Here is a 22,025-nt window from a genome sequence, read left to right as displayed (position 1 = left end):
GCCCTTCGTCGGCCGAAGGGCGGGTTTCAGATCAGGCTGGACTTGCGGCGCACCGCGTCGACATAGGCCAGCGCATCCATCGCCGTCCCGTCCCGTTGGGCTCGCCAGATCGTTTCGGCCAAGCATTCGAGCAGCACGTGTTCGGCGTCGTGCGGCTCCATCCGGGCGCGCAGGCTGTCGAAGGCGGCGCGGATGCCGGGCGGCTGGTCGATGCTGACCTGTTCGTGGATAGCCAGGTGCAGCGAGAGGTGGAGGAAGGGGTTCATCTGGCCGCCTTCCGGCGTCCATTCCTTCTCCAGCGCCCCCTTGGCATCGCTCAGCAGCGCATGGTATTCGGGATGGCGGGCGGCCAGATCGACGGCGGTCACTTCGGCGCCGACCAGCGGCAGGCGCTCAAGATGCTTTTTCCAGGCATCGCAGAAAAATAGACGGACCTGCTCGCGGGAGGGATTAAACATGAGAACTCGCAAAAAGTAGGGTGATGGCGGAATTGTGGAACAGCCGGTTGCCCGAGGCGCCCGGCGCGATCTGGCCGCTGCCGTAGGCGCCGAGCAGCGGCGTGCCGGGAAACTGCTCGCGAAAGGCCTGGAGGTCGCGGTCGTCGTCGCCGTAGAAGAGCGGGCCGCGGCCGATGCAGGAAAACATCAGCGCGAAATCCGGCGCCGGCCCGGCCTTGCCTGCCGCTGCCAGAGCTTGGCGCATGTCCTGCTCGGCGGCCAGCGGCTGGCGGATGGTCCAGGTGATTTTTTCGCCGATCGGCAGTTCGGCGGCCAGCGTCAGCGAACCGTCGGCATTGGCCGAAAGGATCGGGATCGCCGGCTCGTCCGGCTGGCGCAGGACAGCAATCTGGTGCACCGGCGGATTCTGCCGCAGCTCGGGCGGCAGGGCGCGGCGCAGGCTGTCGACGGCGCTGTGGCCGCCGACGCGGCGCAAATCGTAGCTTTCGCTGAGCTCGACCGGCTGCGCTTCACCCAGGCAACGTAGCCCGGTGCTCAGCGCCAGGCTGCTGCGCAGGCCGGGCAGATTGAATTCGGCGCAGCCGCTGGTGTTCAGTCGGCCATGCGCCCAGACGGCGGCATCGGTGTCGAGCAGTCCGGCGCGCGGCGGGCCGGCCTGCCAGTCGAAGGGCAGGGCGCCGTGACCGCTGAAGCAGAGAGTAGGCGTCGTCGCAGGGGGCGGGTCGGCCGAATCGGCGGCCAGGACCAGGGCGGCGGCGGCCGGCTGGTCGCATTGCCAGCCGCGTTCGGTGAACAAGCCGTTGGCCGTCCCGCCGCCAACCTGCAGGCAGCCGCCGGCCCGCGCTGCCGCAAGAATTGCCGGTGGTGCATGGCGGATGAAATCGCGGCTGAGCAGCAGGATGATCTGTTCGGCCCGTTCCAGCCCGGCCTCCGCCAGGGCCTGGCGTACCGCCTCGGCGGCCAGTTCCGGCCCGGGGCGCAGGCCGGAAACCAGGGCGCTGGCGACCTTCATAGCGTCTTGCCCTTGAAGCCGCAAAGGTCGACCACGACACAGCGCGCGCATTCCGGCTTGCGTGCCTTGCAGATATAGCGGCCATGCAGGATCAGCCAGTGGTGGGCATCCTTCTTGTAGTGGTCGGGCGTGACGCGGAGCAGCTTCTGTTCGACTTCGAGCACCGTCTTGCCCGGGGCCAGGCCGGTCCGGTTGCCGAGCCGGAAAATGTGCGTGTCGACGGCGATGGTCGGCTGGCCGAAGGCGGTGTTGAGCACCACGTTGGCGGTCTTGCGGCCGACGCCGGGCAGGGCTTCGAGCGCCGCGCGGTCGGCCGGAACTTCGCCGTCGTGCAGTTCGAGCAACAGGCGGCAGGTGGCGATGACGTTCTTCGCCTTGGTCCGGTAGAGGCCGATGGTCCTGATGTAATCGCTGAGGCCCTCGATGCCGAGCGCCAGCATTCGGTCGGGGGTGGGGGCGACGGGAAACAGGCGGGCGGTTGCCTTGTTGACGCCGACATCGGTGGCCTGGGCGGAAAGAATGACCGCGATCAGCAGTTGAAATGGCGTGGCGTAATGCAGTTCGGTGGTCGGCGCCGGGTTGGCGGCGCGCAGGCGAGCAAAGAACAGCTCGATATCGGCTTTTTTCACGGGGTAGCGGCGGCGGTGGATTGTCAGGCGTTGCAGAATACGCCATATTGCACAAAACAAGATTCTACCCAACCGAGAAGGAGGGCGGCTCAGATGTCAGCTACGCCCCACGCAAGCTGCAATGATTTCTCCCAGTTGGTCGAGGGGAGTCCGGTTGCGACCATCGTTATCGATGCCCGGCATTGCGTGACGCACTGGAATCGCGCCTGCGTCCAGCTGACCGGCACGCCGGCTTCGCAAATCATCGGTGCCAACGAGCATTGGCGGCCGTTTTACCCCGCAGCCCGGCCGATTCTCGCCGACCTGATCGTCGATGGCGCGCCGGATGCCGTGGCGGAGCGTTTTTATCATGGCAAATTCAAGCGCTCGGCCTTGATCGACGGGGCATTCGAAGCCGAGGATTTTTTTCCGGGCTTCGGTGCTGGCGGGCGCTGGCTGTATTTCACGGCGGCGGCGCTGCGCGATGCAGAGGGCAAAGTCATCGGCGCCATCGAAACCCTGCAGGATGTCACCGAGCAACGGCGGGCCGAAACGGCTCTGCGCGAGAGCGAAGCCCATCTGGCGCAGATCGTCGATGGCATGTCGGTGGCGACGCTGGTCATCAACGCCGGGCATCGGGTTACCCACTGGAACCATGCCTGTGAAGTGCTGACCGGCATGTCGGCCCGCCACGTCATCGGCAGCGGTAACCAGTGGCAGGCTTTTTATCCGTCGCCGCGGCCGATCATGGCCGATCTGGTTATCGACGGGGCCAGCGAAGCAGCGGTCGATCGCTTCTATCACGGCCGTTTTCGGCCTTCGCTGCTGGTGCACGGTGGTTACGAAGCGGAGGATTTCTTCCCGCATTTTGGCGAAGGCGGCCGCTGGCTGTTTTTTACGGCGGCGCCGTTGCGCAATGCGCTCGGCGAACTGGTCGGCGCCATCGAAACCTTGCAGGACGTCACCGAACGGCGGCGCGCCGAGGAGGCGCTGCGCGAAAGCGAGGAGCGCTACCGGCTGTTGAGCCTGACCGATTCGCTGACCGGTTTGTACAACTCGCGTTATCTGCATCAGCGTCTGCAGTCCGAACTGGAACGCAGCGACCGCTACCAGCGTGCGTTGTCGCTGCTGGTGATCGATTGCGACAATTTCAAACGGATCAACGACAGTTTCGGCCATCTCGAAGGGGACCGTGTCCTCAAGGCGCTGGCCGGCGTGATCGCGCATTGCCTGCGGCGCAGCGACAGCGGTTATCGTTATGGTGGCGAGGAGTTTGTCGTCCTCCTGCCGGAAGCCGGTATCGAGGCGGCGCTGGCGATGGCCGAGCGTTTGCGCAGCGGCTTTGCCAGTCAGGAAGTCATTGCGGCCGACGGCCGCTCGATCCGCTGTACCGTCAGTATCGGCGTTGCCGAACAGCGCGGCGGCGATAGCAATAATTCGCTGATTCGCCGGGCCGATGAGGCGAGCTACCTGGCCAAGCAGAGGGGCAAGAATTGTGTGGTCGTCGCCGCCTGAAGCCGATATGGCGCCCGGGCTGTTACTAAAGTTATATTTTTGACGTCTATCAAGGCATAATTCAGCGATGAAGCTGCCCGCTGCTCGTTTCCTTGTTATTTTTGTGCTTTTTCTGTCCCTTCTCGGTTTCGGCTGGTTATATTGGTCCGGCCGGCCACCGATACCGGCGAGCCGCGCTGTATTGCCGGTTCTTGCCATGCAGGGCGATATTCTGCAGCCGATATTGCCGCTCCAGCCGATTTCCGGTCTCGACCCGGAGCGGGTCGCGCTCGGCGCCAAGCTGTTTCGCGATACGCGCCTATCGGCCGACCTGTCGCTGGCCTGCGTCTCCTGCCACGATCTGGGCAAAGGCGGCGTCGATGGCCGGCAGTTTTCGGTGGGTGTCGGTGGCGCGCTAGGCGGCATCAACGCCCCGACCGTATTCAACAGCGGCTACAGTCTGGCGCAATTCTGGGACGGGCGCGCTGCCACGCTCGAAGAGCAGGCGGCCGGACCGATCCAGAATCCGATCGAGATGGCGGCAAGCTGGCCGCAGGTGCTGGCCCGGCTGGCGCAGGACAGCGAGCTGAAGATCGCTTTCAAGCAGAATTATCCCGATGGCCTGACGGCGAACAACGTGCTGAATGCCATCGCCACCTTCGAACGCTCGCTGGTCACCGTCAATTCCCGTTTCGATCGCTACCTGCGTGGTGAGAAGGACGTCCTGACTGAGCTCGAAATCGACGGCTACCGGCGTTTTCGCGAGTACGGCTGCACCAGTTGCCATCAGGGCGTTCTGGTCGGCGGCAACATGTACCAGAAGTTCGGCGTGTTGGGCGATTACTTCGCCGGCCGGGCGATCACCAAGGACGATCTGGGCCGTTTCAACGTCACCCAGCGGGAGGAAGACCGGCATGTTTTCAAGGTGCCCGGTTTGCGCAATGTCGCGCTGACTGCGCCGTATTTTCACGACGGCTCGGCCCGCACGCTCAATCAGGCGGTGATGGTCATGGGCCGCTATCAGCTCGGACGCGACCTGTCGACCGAGGATGTCGGGGCGATCGTCGCCTTCCTGACGACCTTGAGCGGTGAATTGCCGGTCGAGGCCCGGCCGTGAGCGCGCTCAAGTTCTGCCCGCCGGAGCGCTGCCACCGGCTGCGCCTGGGTATCGGCTTTGTCCTGCTGCTGGCCCTGGTCACCGGGCTTTTCATCCAGGCCGACGAGGTTTCGCCGGACGAGCACTACGCCTACATGCAGTCGCTGCGCCGTGTGCAACAGGCCGATGTCGAACTGAACGGGGCGGTACTGGCGAGTTATTCCGATCTGCTGCAGAACTACGATCCGCTGGTCCGGCATATGCTGCAAATTCGCGACGCCCAGACCGATCTGCTGCGGATGCCGTCGCTGCTGTCGGACACTTCCCAGGCCAAGCTGAAGTTTCTGGTACAAAAACTCGTCGCCAGCCAGCGCGAGAAAGAGCTCGATGTCGACCGCTTCCAGCGCAGCAATGCCATCCTGCGCAATTCGGAGTTTTATTTTCCGGTGGCGGCGGAGTCGCTCCTGCAGACGACGGCGCTCCGCGACAACAGCGAGTTCGAGCACTTCATCCGCCATTTGCTGGACTATGCCCACGGGGTGAAACTCGATCTGGCCGAGCATTTGAATGACGAAGTGCTTCGCCTGCGGCGCATGAACATCAGGACGGAAGGTCCGTTGTCGCTCAATCAAATGCTGGTCCATGGCGAAGTGATCATCCAGCGCCGGCCGGAAGTCAATTTGCTGGTCGAGCGCATCATGCGTTCGCCGACCGCGGCCTTGCTCGAAGAAGCGACCCGCGTGTACACCGAGGGGCACGAAGAGGCGCTGCGCATTGCCGGTTACTACCGGCAGTTGCTCTACATCGTATCGCTGCTGCTGATCGGCTATGCCGTTTACGCGCTGGTCCGCTTCGAGCGCGACCGCCGTCAGCTGACCGCGGCCCACCTCGACTTGGCCGAGCAGTACGAGGCGCTGCGCCGGGCCGAGGGCGAACTGCGCCTGTATGGCACGGTGTTCACCAATGCCGCCGAAGGCATGACGATTACCGATGCCGATTCGCAGATCGTCGCGGTCAACCCGGCGTTTACCGCGATTTCCGGCTACCAGTCCGACGAGGTGGTCGGCCAGCGAACGTCGATTCTCAATTCCGGACAGCAAGGCCAGGAGTTTTACCGCCAGATGTGGGGCGAGCTGATCGACGAGGGGCACTGGCAGGGCGAAATCTGGAACCGCCGCAAGGATGGCGGGATTTATCCGGAATGGCTGTCGATTGCCGCGGTGCGCGACGAAAAAGGTGTAACGACCCATTACATCGCCGTCTTTACCGATATCTCCGAGCGCAAGCAGAGCGAAGCGCGTATCCATCATCTGGCCCACCACGACGTGCTGACCGGTCTGCCCAACCGTCTGCTGCTCGAAGACCGGGTCGGTCAGGCGATGCTCATGGCGCGGCGTATCAACCGGCCGATGGCGCTGGTCTTCATCGACCTCGACCGATTCAAGAACATCAATGACACGCTCGGCCACGAAGTCGGCGACAGCCTGCTCCAGCAGGCGGCCCAGCGTTGCCTCGGCGTGCTGCGCGAGACCGATACGCTGTCCCGTCAGGGCGGCGATGAATTCGTCGTCGTGCTGGCCGACCTGGAGCATCGTCAGGATGCCATGCACATCACCCGCAAACTGCTTTCGGCGCTGCGCCAGCCCTACCTGTTGGCCGGCCATGAACTGACGATTACCGGCAGTGCCGGTATCGCGCTCTTTCCGGACGACGGTCAGACCACCTCCGAGCTGCTGCGTAAGGCTGATGCGGCGATGTATCGGGCCAAGGACGAGGGGCGCAATACGCTGCGTTTCTTCTCGCCGGAAATCAATACCGCATCGCTCGGCGAACTGTTGCTGGAAAACGATCTGTACGGGGCGCTGGAGCGCAACGAATTGCTGATGTACTACCAGCCCAAGGTCAATGCCCGGAGCGGCGAGCTGGTCAGCGCCGAAGCGCTGATGCGCTGGAACCATCGCGAGCAGGGGATGATTCCGCCGACCCGCTTCATCCCGCTGGCCGAGGAAAACGGCCTGATCAACGCGTTTGGCGAATGGGCGATCCGCAACGTCTGCGCCCAGCAACGGGCCTGGATGGATGCCGGACTGCGCGTCGTGCCGGTCGCCGTCAATATTTCGGCGCAGCAGTTCGCCAAGCAGGATCTGCCGAAGATGGTGGCCCAGGCGCTGGCCGAGTACGGCATCCCGCCGCAGCTGCTCGAACTCGAATTGACCGAATCGCTGCTCATGCGCAATTCGTCGCATGCCACGACGGTGCTGCGGACGCTGCGCAGCATGCACATCCATGTCGCGATCGACGATTTCGGCACCGGTTACTCCTCGCTCAGTTACCTGAAGCAGTTCCCGGTACAGTCATTGAAGATCGACCGGTCCTTCGTCTGCGAAATCGGTGAGCATGGCGAAGACGTCCGGCTCGCCTCGGCGATCATCGCCATGGCCCATGAGCTGGATCTCGAAGTCATCGCCGAAGGCGTCGAAACCGAGGCGCAGCGCAGCTATCTACTCGAACGCGGCTGCGATCAGTTCCAGGGCTATCTGTTCGGCCGGCCGCAGCCGGCCGAGGAACTCGGCAAGCTACTCGCCGGCCAGCCGCTCGATGGGGCGATCGGCTGAGGACGGTGCGGCGGGGCTGAAGGTCAGCGGGCGGGGTTCCTGCGAACGCGCCCGCAATTGGCCGCAGCCGCCATCAATATCCTGGCCGGCCGAATTGCGCAGCTTGGTCAGGATGCGCCGGCGGTGCAACAGGCGGACCATTTCCTCGGCCCGTTCCTGGGCCGGGCGCCGAAAACCCTCGCCCTCGGTGGTGTTGTAGGGAATCAGGTTGAGGATCGCGTACTTGCCGGTAAGCAGCCGGACGATGCCGTCCATTTCCTCGGCGCTGTCATTGATGCCGTCGAGCAGCGTCCATTGGTACTGGATCGGGTAGCCGGTGGTCCGGGCGTACTCTTCGCCGAGCTCGACCAGCTCGGCCGGGTCGAGGCGCGGCGCCTTGGGCAGCAGGCGGGTGCGTAGTTCGGCATTGGTCGTGTGTAGCGAGAGGGCCAGGGCCGGCTTGACCGTTTGGCGCGGCAGGCGCTCGAACACCCGGCGGTCGCCGACCGTCGAGAACACCAGATTCTTGTGGCCGATGCCGCCGGCCGTGCCGAGAAGGTCGATGGCTTCCAGCACATTGTCGAGGTTGTGGGCCGGTTCGCCCATGCCCATGAAGACGACCCGCTTGACGGTCCGCCGGGCGCGGCCGAGAACGAACTGGGCGACGATTTCGGCGCTGTCCAGCTGGCGCAGCAGGCCGTCGCGGCCGGTCATGCAGAAAACGCAGCCAACGGCGCAGCCGACCTGGGTCGATACGCATAATCCGTCGCGCGGCAGCAGCACGCTTTCCACGGTCTGGCCGTCGGCCAGTGCGACAAGCAGGCGTTCCGAGCCATCCTCGCCGGCATGCGCCGAGCGGACCCGGGCCAGGCCGTGCAGCTCTGCGTCAATGGCCGGCAGTGCGGCGCGCAGCTCGAGCGGGTGAAAATCCTCAGCACGTCGCCGCTTGGCCCCGCTGTCGAGCGGCCGGGCTTGCAGCCAGGCGCGCAGGATGCGTTCCTCGTGGCAGGTCTTGGCGCCATGCGCGCGCAGGGCTTGGCGGAGTTGTTCGATATTCATCGGGAAGTCGGCGCGTCCGGCAAACAACGCGCCGTTGGCCGTCAGCCGGCCACGCTGACCGCAGCCGGCGGTTTCTGCTTGGCGCGTTCGGCAGCGCGGGCATCCATCCAGTTTTTCCAGGCGATCATGCAGCCGAGCAGGATGAAGGCGCCGGGCGGCAGCAAGGCGAGCAGGAAGCCGCTGTAGCTTTCCGGCAGCAGCTGGATCGGATGCAGGCTGGGGAAGACCATGTCGATGCCGCCCAACAGCGTGCCATTGCCGAGCAACTCGCGCATGGCGCCGAGCACGGCGAGCGTCCACAGCATGCCGACGCCCATGAAAATGCCGTCGAGTGTCGATTGCAGCGGCGGGTTCTTGGCGGCAAAGGCTTCGACGCGGGCGAGCACGATGCAGTTGGTGACGATCAGCGGAATGAAGATGCCGAGCACCAGGTAAAGCTCGTGCAGGTTGGCGTTGAACAGCAGATCGACGACGGTGACCAGCGCGGCGACGATCAGGATGAAGACCGGGATGCGGATTTCATGCGGGATGAAGTTGCGCAGCGAGGCGACGGCAAAGTTGGAGAGCGCCATGACCAGGATGGTGGCCAGCGACAGCATGATGCCGTTTACCGCATTGGTCGTCGTTGCCAGCAACGGGCAGAGGCCGAGGATCTGCGCAATCGAGGTGTTCTGTTTCCAGATGCCGTTGCCGGCAATGGTCTTGAATTGGTCACGGGTGATCATTTGACAGCTCCCGTTGTGGAAAATAACGCATCGCGGTTTGCGTCGGCCCATTTGACGGCCTTGAGCACGGCTTTGCTGACGGCGCGCGGGGTGACCGTGGCGCCGGCGTAGTAATCGATACGGCCGCCGTCCTTCTTCACTTTCCAGTCGCGCTCCGCCACCTCGGCCAGCGACATCGTCCGGAACTGGGTGATCCACGGGCGGGCCTTGTTCTTGTCTTTCTTGACTTCGACGTAATCGCCGAGGCCCGGCGTTTCCTTGTGCTGGGTGACGCGGACGCCGGCCACCTGGCCATTGGCGCCGATGGCCAGGATCAGCCTGATCTTGCCGGCATAACCATCCGGGGCGATGGCTTCAAAGACCAGCGCCACTGGCTGATCACCGCGCCGTGCCCGGTAAAGCGTCGAGGGGTCGGTCAGCCCGAGCTCCGGGGTTGCCGGCAGGGTCAGTGTGTCGTCGAGCAGGGCGTTGTCGTACTCGCTGCGCGGCAGGACTTCGTCGACCAGCTTCATTTTTTCTTCGGCCGCCGATGCCTCGATCGACGGTTTGGTCCACAGATAGGCGCCGGACAGCAGGCCGGTGAAAACGATGATGAAAACGAACAGGATTGCCGCCGTGCGGACGGCCATGCCGGTCGCGGTGAATTGGCGCGTCGCACTCATGCTTTGTCCTTCATGCCGAAGATCGGCGGCTGGGTCAGCAAGTCGATGACCGGTGCACACAGATTCATCAACAGGATGGCGAAGGCGACGCCATCCGGATAGCCGCCAAAGACGCGAATGATGTAGGCGAGCAGGCCGGCCCCGGCGCCGAAGATCAGCTTGCCGCGCGGCGTCGTGCAGCCGGAGACCGGGTCGGTGGCGATGAAGAAGGCGCCGAGCATGGCGCCGCCGGAAAACAGGTGAAAGAGCGGGCTGGCGAACTGCGTCGGCTGGTACAGCCAGAGTCCGCCGGAAATCAGGGTCAGCGCGCCAATGAAGGCGAGTGGGACATGCCAGCTGATGATCTTGCGCTGCCACAGCCACAGACCGCCCAGCAGATAGCCGGCGGCCACCCATTCCCAGCCGCGCCCGGCGAAAGTGCCGAAAATGTCCTGATTGGCCAGCAGGTGGGCGACGTCGACCTGGCCTTCGCCCAGTTTTAGGGCCGTCTTCAGCGCATCGAGCGGTGTCGCGCCGGAGAGGGCGTCAAGGCGTGGGGCGAAGCCGAGAATGACATTGATCTGCTCGATCAGACCGGCTTGCAGACCGATGCCCGGCCATTGCGACATCAGCGCCGGGAAGGCGACGATGCAGACGGCAAAGGCGATCATCGCCGGATTGAACGGATTCTGGCCGAGGCCGCCGTAGAGATGCTTGGCGACGACGATGGCGAAGAAGGTTCCGGTGACGACCAGCCACCACGGCGCCAGCGGCGGAAAGGTCAGGGCGATCAGCCAGGCGGTGACGATGGCCGAGCCGTCGGCCAGGAACATCGCCTGCGGTTTGCCCTGGATGCGGAGCATCAGGGCTTCGGCGAGCAGCGCGGCCAGCGAAGCGATGACCAGCTGGGCCAGGATGGCCGGGCCGACCAGCCAGGCGTAAGCGGCGATGCCGGGAATCAGCGCGAGGCAGACTTGCGTCATCACCTGGTTGACACTGACGTCCTTGAGGAGGAAGGGGGCGGGGGCGAACATCATTCGGTTTTCTGGCTATTGTCGCCGGCCGGAACGACTACTTCCGGCGTCGTCGGTTCGAGAACCGTACGGCGTGCTTCGATTTCGGCGATATCCCGTTGCTGCTGCGCGCTCAGGGCTTCGGTGTTTTTCGGCTGGGCTGCTTCACGCTGCGCTTTGGCGCGTTCGATGGCCGCTTGAATGGTCGCCATTTTTGCCGCTTTTTCGGCGTCGACCGGAGCGCTCGGCGCGACATCGGCCGGTGCTGCTGCTTCGTCGGCGTCGGCTGCGGCAGCCGCCGCAGCTTCCGCGGCCTTCTTGGCGGCTTGGGCGGCGGCTGCTTTGGCCAGCTTCTCGGCCTTTTCGGCTTTCTCGCGCTCGTCGCGCAATTGCTTGAATTCGAAACGGGCCTTGGCGCCGTCGGCCGCATTCTTTTCCCGTTCGCGGGCCCAGATTTCGCTCTTGGCAAAGCGGAAATACTGGACCAGCGGGATGCGCGACGGACAGACGAACGAGCAGCAGCCGCATTCGATGCAATCGAAGATGTGATATTCCTGCGTCTTGCCGAAATTCTTGGCGCGCGAGAACCAGTACATCTCGAACGGCTGCAGTTCGTGCGGGCAGACCGTGGCGCAGGAGCCGCAGCGGATGCACGGCATTTCCGGCGCCTTGGGCGGGAACAGGCGGTCGCAGTGGGCAATCAGGCAGTTGGTCGCCTTGACCACCGGAACCTCGGCATTGGGCACGAGAAAGCCCATCATCGGGCCGCCCATCACGATGCCGTCGGTATCCGGGTGCGGCTGGGCGAGCTTGAGCAATTCGCCCATCGGCGTGCCGATCAGCACCTCGTAGTTGCGTGGCTGGTCGACATTGCCGCTCAGCGTGACAATCCGCGAGACGACCGGTTCGCCATGGGCGATGGCGCGCCAGGCGGTATAGGCGGTGGCGACGTTGAAGCACTGGACGCCGAGGTCGGTCGAGCGTTTTGACGCCGGCACTTCCTTGCCGGTCAGCACGCGGATCAGTTGCTTGGCACCGCCGGCCGGGTAGAGGGTCGGCACCTGGATGACGAGAAACGATTCGTTCAGCGCGGCGATCGCCGCCCGCATCGCGGCGGCGGCTTCCGGCTTGTTGTCCTCGATGCCGATCAACACCTTCTTCGGCTGCAGCAGGTCGCGGAAGATGCCGATGCCGCGCACGACTTCCTCGGCCCGTTCGCGCATCAAGAGGTCGTCGCAGGTGATGAAAGGTTCGCACTCGGCGCCGTTGATCACCAGTTCATCCATCGGCACGGTCTTGGCCGGGGTCAGCTTGCCGTGGGTCGGGAAAACCGCGCCACCGAGGCCGACGACGCCAGCCTGTTGCAGGCGCTCGCGGACTTCCTCGGGTTTCAGCGTCTTGTAATCAAGCGGTTCGCGGGCAATCCATTGATCCTTGCCATCCGGTTCGATGACGACGCAGAGGGCGTCGAGGCCGGAGGGATGGGGTTGCACATGCATTGCCACGGCGACCACGGTACCCGAGGTCGGGGCGTGGACGGCAGCCGAAATCCAGCCATCCGCCTCGCCGATCAACTGGCCCTTGAGAACCGTGTCGCCGGCCTGGACCACCGGGCGCGGCGTGCCGCCGATGCTCTGGTGCAATGGCACGATCAACCGGGAAGGCAGCGGCGCCTGGGCAATTGGCAAACCGACGGACTGCGTCTTGTTGGTCGGCGGCTTGACGCCGCCCTTGAATTTGAACAGGTTCATCAACATCAGGCGGCTTTTATGCCACCGGCACCGCCGGTGGGGGTATCCCTTGCGGGCATCGATATGGTTTTGATTTCGACGACCGGATATTTCCATTTCCAGTTGTCGAGGTTTTCGCCGATCGGCTCCATGCGGATGCATTCAACCGGGCACGGCGGCAGGCACAGTTCGCAGCCGGTGCACAGCGGCGCGACGATGGTATGCATCTGCTTGGCGGCGCCGACGATGGCGTCGACCGGGCAGGCCTGGATGCACAGCGTGCAGCCGATGCAGGTCTGTTCATCGATGATGGCGACCTGCTTGGGTTTTTCCTCGGCTTCCAGATCCTTGACTTCGCGGCCGAGCAGGTCGGCCAGCTTTTGCACGCCTTCCATGCCGCCGGGCGGGCACAGGTTGATATCCACTTCACCCTTGGCGATGGCTTCGGCGTAAGGCTTGCAGCCGGCGAAACCGCACTGGCCGCATTGCGTCTGGGGCAGGATGCCTTCGATTTTTTCGACCAGCGGGTCGCCTTCGACCTTGAACTTGATCGAAGCGAAGCCGAGCGCGGCCCCGAGGACGACGGCCCCGAGGGCCATGATGGCGATGGCGAGCAGGATGTCCATTATTGATACTTGTCCAGGCCGGCGAAACCCATGAAAGCCAGGGCCATCAGGCCGGCAGTGACCATCGCGATGGCGACGCCGCGGAAGTGCACCGGCACGTCGGCGCCCTCGACCCGTTCGCGGATGCCGGCGAAGAGAATCAGCACCAGCGAGAAACCGATCGCGCTGCCGGCGCCGAAGAGCAGCGAATCGACGAAGTTGTAGCCGTTCGAAACGTTGAGCAGCGGCACGCCGAGCACGGCGCAGTTGGTGGTGATCAGCGGCAGGTAGATGCCGAGCGTCTGCTGCAGCGTCGGCGAGGTCTTGGCGATGACCATTTCAGTGAGCTGGACGATGGCCGCGATGGTGACGATGAAGGACAGCGTGCGCAGGTATTCCAGACCGAACGGCATCAACAGGTAATGGTCGATGATGTAGCTCGCCCCGGTCGCCATGGTCAGCACGAAGGTCGTCGCGGCACCCATGCCGTAGGCGGTTTCCAGTTTCTTGGAAACGCCCATGAAGGGGCAAAGACCGAGGATCTTCACCAGCACGACGTTGTTGACCAGCACCGCGCCGACGAGGATGAATAAGTAGTGGCTCATATTTTGAAAAAGCTTCGGTCGCGCATTATCGGGTTTTGGCGCAGGGCAAACAACCGCGCCTTGCGTATGGACTTATATGGATTTCCGCATGACGTTAGCCAAGGTTTCCGCCACTTCGCTGACCAGATCCGGGCCGCGGTAGATGAAGCCGCTGTAGAACTGGACCAGGCTGGCCCCGGCCTTGATCTTTTCGGCCGCATCTTCGCCGCCCATGATGCCGCCGACACCGATGATCGGCAGTTCGCCGGCCAGCGCCGCCGAGAGCTTTTTCAGCACCGCCGTCGATTTGCCGAAGACCGGGGCACCCGACAGGCCGCCCGTTTCATTGCCGTTCGGCAGGTTCTCGACACCGTCGCGCGACAGCGTGGTGTTGGTGGCGATCACGCCATCGATGCGGTGGCGACGCAGCGCATCGGCGATCGCGGTGATTTGCGCGTCGTCGAGGTCGGGAGCGATCTTCAGCGCCATCGGCACGTACTTGCCGTGCTTGTCGGCCAGTTGTTCCTGTTTCGCCTTGAGCTGGGCGAGCAGGTCGTCGAGCGCCTCGTCCTTCTGCAGTTCGCGCAGGTTCTTGGTGTTCGGCGAGGAAATATTGACGGCGACGTAGCTGGCGTCGTTGTAAACCTTTTCCAGGCAGATCAGGTAATCGTCGGCCGCCTTGTCGATCGGCGTCGTCGCGTTCTTGCCGATGTTGATGCCGAGGACGCCGCCCTTTTTCGGGAAATCAGCCGCCCGGACGTTCTCGAGCAGCTTGTCGACGCCGGCGTTGTTGAACCCCATCCGGTTGATGATGCCCTGTGCTTCCGGGATACGGAACAGGCGCGGCTTCGGGTTGCCGTCCTGCGGGCGCGGCGTGATCGTGCCGATTTCGAGGAAGCCGAAACCGAGGCCGGCCAGGCCGTCGATATAGTCGCCGTTCTTGTCCAGGCCGGCGGCGAGGCCGACCGGATTGGGGAAGCGGATGCCCATGACGTCGACCGGGCAGGGGGCCACCGGTTTGGCCAGCAAGCCGGCCAGGCCGCTCGCGTTCAGGAAGGCGACGCCGCTCATGCCGATACCGTGGGCGGTTTCGGCGTCGAGCGCGAAGAAGAATTTGCGGATGAGTGGATAGAGCATAGCCCGCGATTTTACCGTAATGCTGCCCGCCGTGCCGTGCCGAATAGGCGTTTTGGCCTAGCCGCCGATCATTTGTCGCAAGCCGAGCAACACCCCCATGCCGACGATGAAGGGCAACCACGGATTGCGCCACAGGGCGGTCGCGGCGATGGCGGCAGCGGCCGCGGCGAGTTTCGGATTGAACACTTCGAGCGTGCCGCCGACGACCAGCACATCCGGCACGACGATCGCCGCCAGTGCGGCGGCCGGCGCATAGCGCAGGGCGCGCTGGACGACCGAGGGCAGGGCGACGCGGTTGCCGAGGACGATGAAGATGGCGCGCGGCAGGGTGGTGGCGAGGCCGATCAGAATGAAAATGAGCCACAGCGAAGCGTCGTAATTCATCGCGGCGATCTCCGGTGTTCCCAGTGTTCGGCGGCAAAACCGGCGGCGATGCCGGCGATGATGCCGACCACGACGCCGAGGCGCAGCGGCATGTTGCGCAGCAGCGTCGCGCTCGCCCCGCCGACCAGCGCGGCGACCAGCATCGGGCGGATGCGGGCCATCGGCACAAGCAGCACGATCAGGGCAATGGTCGCCATGAATTCCAGCGACCACGCCTTGGGGATGACGCCGGCGGCATGGATGCCGAGCAGCGCGAAGGTTTGCCAGAGCAGCCACGACCAGATGGCCGGGGCGAGGTAATAGCCGAGGCGCCAGCGCGGGTCGTCGTTCTGCAGCATCTTGTCGAGGCAAGTGGCGAAGACGCCGTCGGTCAGCAGGTGGCCGGCCAGCCAGCGGCCCGGCGTACCGACGCCGCGAAAGCCCGGGGCGAGGGCGGCGCTGAAAATGACGAAGCGCAGGTTGAGGGCGAGCGCCGTGGTGACGATCAGCCACAGCGGTGTTCCGGCGGCAATCAGCGGCAGCGTGCCGAGCTGGGCGGTGCCGGCGAAGACGATGACGTTCATGCCCATCGCCTGGAGCGGCGTGAATCCGGCACTGACCATCGCCATGCCGACAACCAGCGCCCACGGCACGAGGCCGACCGAGAGCGGCAGGAATACGATAAAGCCCTCGCGGGCGCCGGACCGGAAACTCGAATGCACCGCGCTTCTCTCCTTTGCTCGACGGCCGCAAAGCATACCGTCAGGCGGCGCTCGCACCAAGGCCGGCTCGCGCAATTTTGCCGGCTGACGCACAATGGGCAAGGAGCCGCCGAAACCTTGGCAACGGGCCGTCCGGCCCGTTATCCGGCGGCCGTTGGGGAGATTCGTCATGCCCGCCATTGCCGCGACAGATAAGCAGTACGTGCTCGCCCTCGACCAGGGAACGACCAGTTCGCGCGCCATCCTGTTCGATCGGGCGGGGCGGCTGTGCGCCGTCAGCCAGCAGCCCTTCGCCCAGTCCTACCCGCAGCCCGGCTGGGTCGAGCAGGATGCCGGGGAAATCTGGCAAAGCCAGCTCGCCGTGGCGCGCGCCGTGCTGCGCGACAACGGCATCGGCGCCGGGCAGATTGCCGCGCTCGGCATTGCCAATCAACGCGAGACGACGGTGCTGTGGGATCGCCGGAGCGGCGTACCGCTCGCTCCGGCGATCGTCTGGCAGGACCGGCGGACGGCCGGGCCGTGCGCGGCGCTGGCTGAAGCCGGCGCTGAAGACCTGTTCGCCCGGCGCACCGGGCTGCGTCTCGACCCGTATTTTTCCGGCACCAAGCTGGCCTGGCTGCTCGACCACATTCCCGGTGCCCGCGGGCGGGCCGAAAAAGGCGAGCTGGCCTTCGGTACCGTCGATAGCTGGCTGGCCTGGAAACTGACCGGCGGGCGAGCCCATGTCACCGACCCGTCGAATGCCTCGCGCACCCTGCTGTTCGATATCCATCGTCAATGCTGGGATGCCGAGCTGCTCGCCCGGCTCGCCATTCCCGCCGCGCTGCTGCCGCGGGTGGTGGACAGCAGCGGCGTGGTCGAGTCGATCGATGCCGGCTGGCTGGGCGCCGCCATTCCGCTGGCCGCGCTGGCCGGCGACCAGCAGGCGGCGACTTTCGGCCAGGTCTGCCTGCGTCCGGGCATGGCCAAGAATACCTACGGCACCGGCTGTTTCGTGCTGATGAATGCCGGCCGGCAGGCGCAGCCGTCGCGGCACCGGTTGTTGAGTACCATCGGTTGGCGCTACGCCGGGCAAACGACTTATCTGCTCGAAGGCAGCGTGTTCATGGGCGGCGCGCTGATCCAGTGGCTGCGCGACGGTCTCGGCATGATCGCCAGCAGTGCCGAGGTCGAAACGCTGGCCGCTTCAGTGCCGGATAGCGGCGGGGTCTATCTGGTGCCGGCCCACACCGGCCTCGGTGCGCCCTATTGGGACCCTTACGCCCGCGGTGCCTTGCTCGGTCTGAGCCGGGGCAGCGGTCGCCCGCAGATCGCCCGCGCCGCGCTGGAGGCGATCGCTTTCCAGAGTGCCGAGGTGCTGCTCGCCATGGAGCAGGATGCCGGACATCGGCTGGCCGAACTGCGCGTCGATGGCGGGGCGGCGGCAAACAACCTGCTGCTGCAGTTCCAGTCCGATCTGCTCGGCGTGCCGGTGGTTCGCCCGCAGATTACCGAGACGACGGCGCTTGGTGCCGCCTATCTGGCCGGTCTCGCGGTCGGCTTCTGGCAGGATGAAGCCGAACTGAGCGCGCTGTGGCAGGTCGATCGCCGCTTCGAGCCGGGCCGTTCGGCCGACTGGCGCTCCGACGCACTGGGCGGCTGGCAGCGTGCCGTGCAGCGTGCCCTGCACTGGGCGGAGGCCGACTGATGGCCAATACGCCAAGCCGCGCCGAACAACTCGCCACGCTGCGCGCCGGGCAGCGCTGGGACGTGCTGATCATCGGTGGTGGGGCGAGCGGCCTCGGGGCGGCGGTGGATGCCGCGGCGCGCGGCTATTCGACCCTGCTGCTGGAGCGCGGCGATTACGCCTCGGGCACTTCGTCGCGCAGCACCAAACTGATCCACGGCGGCGTGCGCTATTTGCGCCAGGGCGATCTGGGCCTCGTCCGTCATGCTCTGATCGAACGCCGCCGCCTGCTCGCCAACGCCGGTCATCTGGTGCATCCGCTGCCTTTCGTCATTCCCGCTCGGAGCGCCTGGCAGCGCCTGTATTACGGCAGCGGGCTGAAGCTCTACGACCTGCTGGCCGGGTCGAGCAATCTGGCGCCGTCGCGGCTGCTCGACCGACGCCAGACGCTCGCCGCATTGCCCGGCCTGAGTCCGCTCGGTCTGAGCGGCGGCGTGCAGTATTGGGACGGCCAGTTCGACGATGCCCGGCTGGCCATCGCGCTGCTGCGCACCGCCGGCGATCTCGGGGCGAGCTGCCTGAACTATCTGGCGGTCAGCGGCTTGCTCAGCGCCGGCGGCAAGGTCTGCGGCGTGGTCGCCGAAGATGGCGAAAACGGTGAGCGTTTCGAACTGTCGGCCAAGGTGGTGATCAACGCCACCGGCGTGTACGTCGATGCCGTGCGCCGTTTCGAGGCGCCGGCCGCGTCGCCGGTGCTGACGCCCAGCCAGGGCATCCATCTGGTACTCGATGCGGCTTTCCTGCCTGGCGAAACGGCGCTGCTCATCCCGGAAACGGCCGACGGCCGGGTGATGTTCGCCATTCCCTGGCAGGGCAAGGTGCTGCTCGGCACGACCGATACCGAACGCGACGATCTGCCGGACGACCCGCAGCCTTTTGCCGGGGAAGTCGATTTCCTGCTGCAGACGGCGGCCGGGGTGCTGGCCCAGGCGCCGCAGCGGGCCGATATCCGCAGCGCCTTCGCCGGCCTGCGCCCGCTGCTGCATCCGGACGACGCAGGCAAGGGCGGCACCGCGGCGCTGTCGCGCGAACATGCCGTGCTGGTCAGCGCCGGCGGGCTGGTGACGGTGGCCGGCGGCAAATGGACGACCTACCGGCTGATGGCCGAACAGGTCGTCGACCGGGCGGCCGCGGTCGGCCAGTTGCCGGCCGTGCCGTGCACCACCGCGAGGCTCAAACTGCATGGCTGGAATGGCCAGGCGAGCGGGCCATATGGCACCGATGCTCCGCTGCTCGCCGCCTTGCCCGGGCACGACCGGCTGCTCCATCCCGACCTGACGCTGACCGAGGCGATGGTCCGTTTCGCGCTGCGCCACGAAGGCGCGCGGACCATCGAAGATATCCTGGCCCGGCGCCATCGCGCGCTGTTTCTCGATGCGCGGGCCGCCGCGGCGTGCATCGCGCCGGTCGGCGACATCGCCGCCGAGGAACTGGGCCTGTCGGCCGAGCGTCTGGCCGCCCTGGTCAGGCAGGCCGGGCAGCGTGCCCGGCAGTTCCGGCTTGATGACAGTGCGCCGGCCGAAACTCAGCGCTGAATGGCGGCGGCCGGGCGGAGCACGGTAAAAACCACGCCGGCTGCCAGCGCCAGCCCTGCCGCCACGGCAAACGCCAGGCTCGGCGCGACCGCCCACAAGGCGCCGGCGAGCAGCGAGGCCGGCAGATAGAGCAGGCCGGTAGTGAAGTTGTAGACGCCGATTGCCGTGGCGCGTCGCTCGGGTTCGAGGTCGGCAATGAAAGCCTTGCTCTGCGATTCCTCGATCGCATAGAACAGTCCGTAAATGGCCAGCGCGCCGACGATTTCCCAGCGGCTGGCGGCGACCATCAGCCACAGGTTGATCACAGCGTAGACAGCATAGCCGAGCAGCACGATGCGGCTGCGCCCGAGGCGGTCGCCGAGCCGGCCGACGAGCGGCGCGGCGAGCACGCAGGTGGTGTTGAACAGGGCGTAGAGCAGGACGATTTCGGTGACGCTGAAGCCGACGGCATGGGCCTTGAGCAGAATGAAGCCGAGGCTGAAATAGGCCAGGGCGAAGACGCCGGCCGGCCAGAGAAAGCGCTTGAAGGCGGGGCTGAGCTGTTGCCAGTTGCGGCGCACGCTTTCGCGCCGATGGGCCTGGCCGGGTTGATCGGGGATGCGCGTCAGCACCAGTACGCTGACGACCGCCGGGACAAAGGCCACCATGAAGAGCGTGGCATAGGTGCTCGCCGATTCGCCGAGCCAGGCCAGCAGCGCATAGGCGATCAGCGGCCCGAGCACGGCGCCCGATTTGTCGAGGGCCTTGTGCACGCCGAAGGCATAGCTACGCGAACCCTGGGCGGCGATCGATGGCAGCCAGGCATCGCGCGGCGGTCCGCGAAAACCCTTGCCCAGGCGCTCGATGACGCGAAAGATGCTGAGCCCGACGAGCGAGGAGGAGAGCAGCAGGATCAGCTTGGCCAGCGTCGAAAAGCCGTAACCGGCGGTGGCGAACCATTTGCGCCGGCCGCTGCGGTCAGACAGCCAGCCGGCCAGGTAGTTGAGAGACGAAGCCGAAAAGTCGGCGAGCCCCTCGATCAGTCCGAGCAGCGCGCTGGAGGCGCCGGCCACGGTGGTGAAGAAGAGCGCGAATACCGAAAAGATCATTTCCGAACTGAGGTCGGTGAGAAAGCTCACCAAGCCGAGCTTGAGGATGTCGGGATGGAGGCGCGGCGGCGGCTGCACGGCGGGCGCTGGACTGCGTTAGTCGGCTTGCCGGGCCGGCGCCAGGCGGCGAATCTGGCGGCCGACCAACTGGCGAAAACGCGGGCTGTGCAGGCAGATGCCGCCGACCAGGCCAACCAGGCAACCGAGGATGGTATCGAGAAAGCGCGCCTCGATCAGTGCCGATGGCGAGCTTTGGACGAGGGTAGTGGCTTCGACCAGCAGGATGGTCATCGGCGTGATGAAGATGGCGGCCAGTGCGTAATGCCGGACGACCAGCATTTCGATCACGAAGGCGAGGGCGATCATGACCAGCGATATGCGCCAATTGTCGAGCGGCAGCATCAGCAATCCCCAGGACAGCAACAGACCGACGCCGGTGCCGATCAACCGCTGCAACTGCTTGTTCCACACCGCCCGCAAGGACATGCCCTGGATCACGGCCAGGCAGCTGATCGTCACCCAGTAGGCCTGAGTCAGTTGCAGCGCCTGGGCCAGGGCCAGCGAGATGCCGACGAAGCTGCCGATCACGATCGAATCGAAAACGACGAAATCGAAGGTCGGCGGCGGCAACGGGGTAACCGGCTTGGCAGGCTGCGAGCGCAACATGTACACGCTGTAGAAAAAGGCGATCAGGCAGGCCAGCAGGCAGCCCATGGTCAGCAGGCCGACCTTGAGCGGTATTTGCAGCACGTCGCCCGGCGCATTGGCGCCGATCGCCGCAGCCATGATGAAGAAAAAGCTGCCCGGCGGCCCGAGGTTGTAAAAGCGGCAGACCATCGTCACCAGGATGGCGGTAAAGGTCAGGACCAGCATCATGGCCGGCGGAAAGAGATGACTCATCACACCCAGCGCGTAGCTGGCGATCATCGCGAAGGCGCAGACCATCAAGGACACCATCCGGTGATGCAGCGGTGTCTCCGGCAGGTAGAGGAATACCAGGCCGCCGAGCGACGAGATCAGGCCGTAATCCATGTGCTCGAAATAGGCGCCGACCAGCAGCGGCAAGCCGGAGGCCAGGGCGGCGGCGAACGGCATCTGCCAGCGCCGGTCGCTGGCATTGATGGTCGTCAGATGAAGCAATTCGGCGCGAATCAATATCTTCAATCGGAGCCATCGATGCGAGCGCGTCATTGTTCTACCTTTTTGCCTGGGCGGTTACTCGCGGAAAAGGCGAGAACGGATCGGATAAATTTTACTGTGAACCGGCGGCGAGGCACCTGGCGATAGTTTTCAGCGTTTCGTGAAATAGTTGGCTGACAGCCAGCGGGGCTTGCTTTAGCGTGGGAAGCACTGAATGACCCTGTGCTTCTGAAAGGAGCGCTACCATGTCTCGCTTCAACAAGTCCTCGCTGCTGGCTCTTGAGACAACCGCCGCCCGCTCGGCCGCCTATCTCGATGCCTGCGATTTCGGCGGCCAGTACTGTCGGCTGGATCCCGGCTTTTACCAGGCCTGCGGCGATGTTCTGATCAAGATCTTCGCGATGGTCGATGCCGACAAAGCCTTTCCCGATTTGCTCGAACACTCGGCAGCAGCCCGCGAAATCGCCGATTCGATCCAGATCGGCCGGCGAATCGAGCTGAGCCGGCTCGGCTACTATCCCCAACTTGCAGTATTGCTGGACCGGGTCACGGCCTGAGCGCCTGACCGGAAATCGCAACGGGGCGCGCTGCTACTTGAGCCGGGCGCGCTGGCGCAAAGGCTGTTTTTGTAACAATTGCTAACAGGCAGTCTGTGGCCGCTCCGGCTAAACTAGCGGCCATGCCGAATCCCCCGA

At 65.0% G+C, this 22,025-nt stretch carries 21 protein-coding genes; 6 read left to right on the top strand and 15 right to left on the bottom strand.

The genetic code is table 11. The features are described from left to right. Positions 1-26 precede the first annotated feature (26 nt). The 3 genes from KI611_RS13445 to nth are packed head-to-tail and all read right to left on the bottom strand — an operon-like array spanning position 27 to position 2,099. Positions 27-458: a DUF1841 family protein gene (locus KI611_RS13445; protein ID WP_226416165.1), complete on the bottom strand. Its 432-nt coding sequence runs from the start codon at positions 456-458 to the stop codon at positions 27-29. Continuing rightward, on the bottom strand, positions 451-1,470 hold the full coding sequence (locus tag KI611_RS13440; RefSeq protein ID WP_226416164.1) for an FIST C-terminal domain-containing protein: 1,020 nt from the start codon (positions 1,468-1,470) through the stop codon (positions 451-453). Before KI611_RS13440 ends, KI611_RS13445 begins: the two co-directional genes overlap by 8 nt. Further along, positions 1,467-2,099, bottom strand: a complete 633-nt coding sequence (gene nth / locus KI611_RS13435) for an endonuclease III (protein WP_226416163.1) — start codon at positions 2,097-2,099, stop codon at positions 1,467-1,469. Before nth ends, KI611_RS13440 begins: the two co-directional genes overlap by 4 nt. Positions 2,100-2,192: 93 nt before the next feature. Here nth and KI611_RS13430 point away from each other — a divergent pair, with 93 nt between their 5' ends. The 3 genes from KI611_RS13430 to KI611_RS13420 all read left to right on the top strand — a co-directional run bounded on the left by KI611_RS13430 (position 2,193) and on the right by KI611_RS13420 (position 7,283). Continuing rightward, the gene (locus KI611_RS13430; protein WP_226416162.1) at positions 2,193-3,593 is read left to right on the top strand and encodes a diguanylate cyclase; all 1,401 of its coding nucleotides are present in this window, start codon (positions 2,193-2,195) and stop codon (positions 3,591-3,593) included. A gap of 196 nt (positions 3,594-3,789) precedes the next feature. After that, the gene (locus tag KI611_RS13425; protein ID WP_226416161.1) at positions 3,790-4,689 is read left to right on the top strand and encodes a cytochrome-c peroxidase; all 900 of its coding nucleotides are present in this window, start codon (positions 3,790-3,792) and stop codon (positions 4,687-4,689) included. After that, positions 4,686-7,283, top strand: a complete 2,598-nt coding sequence (locus tag KI611_RS13420) for an EAL domain-containing protein (RefSeq protein WP_226416160.1) — start codon at positions 4,686-4,688, stop codon at positions 7,281-7,283. The genes KI611_RS13425 and KI611_RS13420 overlap by 4 nt, the downstream gene beginning before the upstream one ends. Here the strand turns inward: KI611_RS13420 and KI611_RS13415 are convergent. The 10 genes from KI611_RS13415 to KI611_RS13370 all read right to left on the bottom strand — a co-directional run bounded on the left by KI611_RS13415 (position 7,245) and on the right by KI611_RS13370 (position 15,841). Next, on the bottom strand, positions 7,245-8,321 hold the full coding sequence (locus KI611_RS13415) for an RNA methyltransferase (RefSeq protein ID WP_226416159.1): 1,077 nt from the start codon (positions 8,319-8,321) through the stop codon (positions 7,245-7,247). The two genes, KI611_RS13420 and KI611_RS13415, sit on opposite strands and share 39 nt — an antisense overlap. A gap of 41 nt (positions 8,322-8,362) precedes the next feature. After that, positions 8,363-9,046, bottom strand: coding sequence for an electron transport complex subunit E (locus KI611_RS13410; RefSeq protein WP_226416158.1), 684 nt, complete (start codon positions 9,044-9,046; stop codon positions 8,363-8,365). After that, a complete protein-coding gene (gene rsxG, locus KI611_RS13405; RefSeq protein WP_226416157.1) occupies positions 9,043-9,708 on the bottom strand; it encodes an electron transport complex subunit RsxG in 666 nt (221 codons plus the stop codon). The genes KI611_RS13410 and rsxG overlap by 4 nt, the downstream gene beginning before the upstream one ends. Further along, positions 9,705-10,724: an RnfABCDGE type electron transport complex subunit D gene (locus KI611_RS13400; RefSeq protein WP_226416156.1), complete on the bottom strand. Its 1,020-nt coding sequence runs from the start codon at positions 10,722-10,724 to the stop codon at positions 9,705-9,707. The genes rsxG and KI611_RS13400 overlap by 4 nt, the downstream gene beginning before the upstream one ends. After that, positions 10,721-12,457 carry an electron transport complex subunit RsxC gene (rsxC, locus tag KI611_RS13395; protein WP_226416155.1) on the bottom strand — a complete coding sequence of 579 codons (1,737 nt, stop codon included), beginning with the start codon at positions 12,455-12,457 and terminating at the stop codon, positions 10,721-10,723. Before rsxC ends, KI611_RS13400 begins: the two co-directional genes overlap by 4 nt. After that, on the bottom strand, positions 12,457-13,056 hold the full coding sequence (gene rsxB / locus KI611_RS13390) for an electron transport complex subunit RsxB (protein ID WP_413463912.1): 600 nt from the start codon (positions 13,054-13,056) through the stop codon (positions 12,457-12,459). The genes rsxC and rsxB overlap by 1 nt, the downstream gene beginning before the upstream one ends. Next, a complete protein-coding gene (gene rsxA, locus KI611_RS13385; RefSeq protein ID WP_226416154.1) occupies positions 13,056-13,640 on the bottom strand; it encodes an electron transport complex subunit RsxA in 585 nt (194 codons plus the stop codon). Before rsxA ends, rsxB begins: the two co-directional genes overlap by 1 nt. A 72-nt stretch (positions 13,641-13,712) precedes the next feature. Further along, positions 13,713-14,756 carry a quinone-dependent dihydroorotate dehydrogenase gene (locus tag KI611_RS13380; RefSeq protein WP_226416153.1) on the bottom strand — a complete coding sequence of 348 codons (1,044 nt, stop codon included), beginning with the start codon at positions 14,754-14,756 and terminating at the stop codon, positions 13,713-13,715. Positions 14,757-14,813: 57 nt separating this feature from the next. Next, the gene (locus tag KI611_RS13375; protein ID WP_226416152.1) at positions 14,814-15,140 is read right to left on the bottom strand and encodes an AzlD domain-containing protein; all 327 of its coding nucleotides are present in this window, start codon (positions 15,138-15,140) and stop codon (positions 14,814-14,816) included. Further along, positions 15,137-15,841, bottom strand: a complete 705-nt coding sequence (locus tag KI611_RS13370; protein WP_226416151.1) for an AzlC family ABC transporter permease — start codon at positions 15,839-15,841, stop codon at positions 15,137-15,139. The genes KI611_RS13375 and KI611_RS13370 overlap by 4 nt, the downstream gene beginning before the upstream one ends. Before the next feature lie 169 nt (positions 15,842-16,010). On the opposite strand from KI611_RS13370, the gene glpK reads away from it, so the two are divergent. Both glpK and KI611_RS13360 read left to right on the top strand, forming a co-directional pair. After that, positions 16,011-17,528, top strand: a complete 1,518-nt coding sequence (glpK, locus tag KI611_RS13365; protein ID WP_226416150.1) for a glycerol kinase GlpK — start codon at positions 16,011-16,013, stop codon at positions 17,526-17,528. Next, the gene (locus KI611_RS13360) at positions 17,528-19,102 is read left to right on the top strand and encodes a glycerol-3-phosphate dehydrogenase/oxidase (RefSeq protein ID WP_226416149.1); all 1,575 of its coding nucleotides are present in this window, start codon (positions 17,528-17,530) and stop codon (positions 19,100-19,102) included. Before glpK ends, KI611_RS13360 begins: the two co-directional genes overlap by 1 nt. On the opposite strand, the gene KI611_RS13355 is transcribed toward KI611_RS13360, so the two are convergent. After that, positions 19,093-20,268: an MFS transporter gene (locus KI611_RS13355; RefSeq protein ID WP_226416148.1), complete on the bottom strand. Its 1,176-nt coding sequence runs from the start codon at positions 20,266-20,268 to the stop codon at positions 19,093-19,095. The genes KI611_RS13360 and KI611_RS13355 overlap by 10 nt on opposite strands. Before the next feature lie 18 nt (positions 20,269-20,286). Beyond that, complete coding sequence (locus KI611_RS13350) at positions 20,287-21,381, bottom strand: FUSC family protein (protein WP_226416147.1); 1,095 nt, start codon at positions 21,379-21,381, stop codon at positions 20,287-20,289. Between the two features lie 194 nt (positions 21,382-21,575). On the opposite strand from KI611_RS13350, the gene KI611_RS13345 reads away from it, so the two are divergent. Further along, positions 21,576-21,887 (top strand): hypothetical protein, encoded by a 312-nt coding sequence (locus tag KI611_RS13345; protein WP_226416146.1) that lies wholly within the window; start codon positions 21,576-21,578, stop codon positions 21,885-21,887. Positions 21,888-22,025: the final 138 nt, after the last annotated feature.

The organism is Dechloromonas denitrificans (assembly GCF_020510685.1).
In the GTDB taxonomy this organism is placed as follows: Bacteria; Pseudomonadota; Gammaproteobacteria; order Burkholderiales; family Rhodocyclaceae; genus Azonexus; species Azonexus denitrificans_A.
The sequence above is the reverse complement of the archived record's forward strand: the minus strand, read 5'-3'. Positions and strand labels throughout refer to the sequence as shown.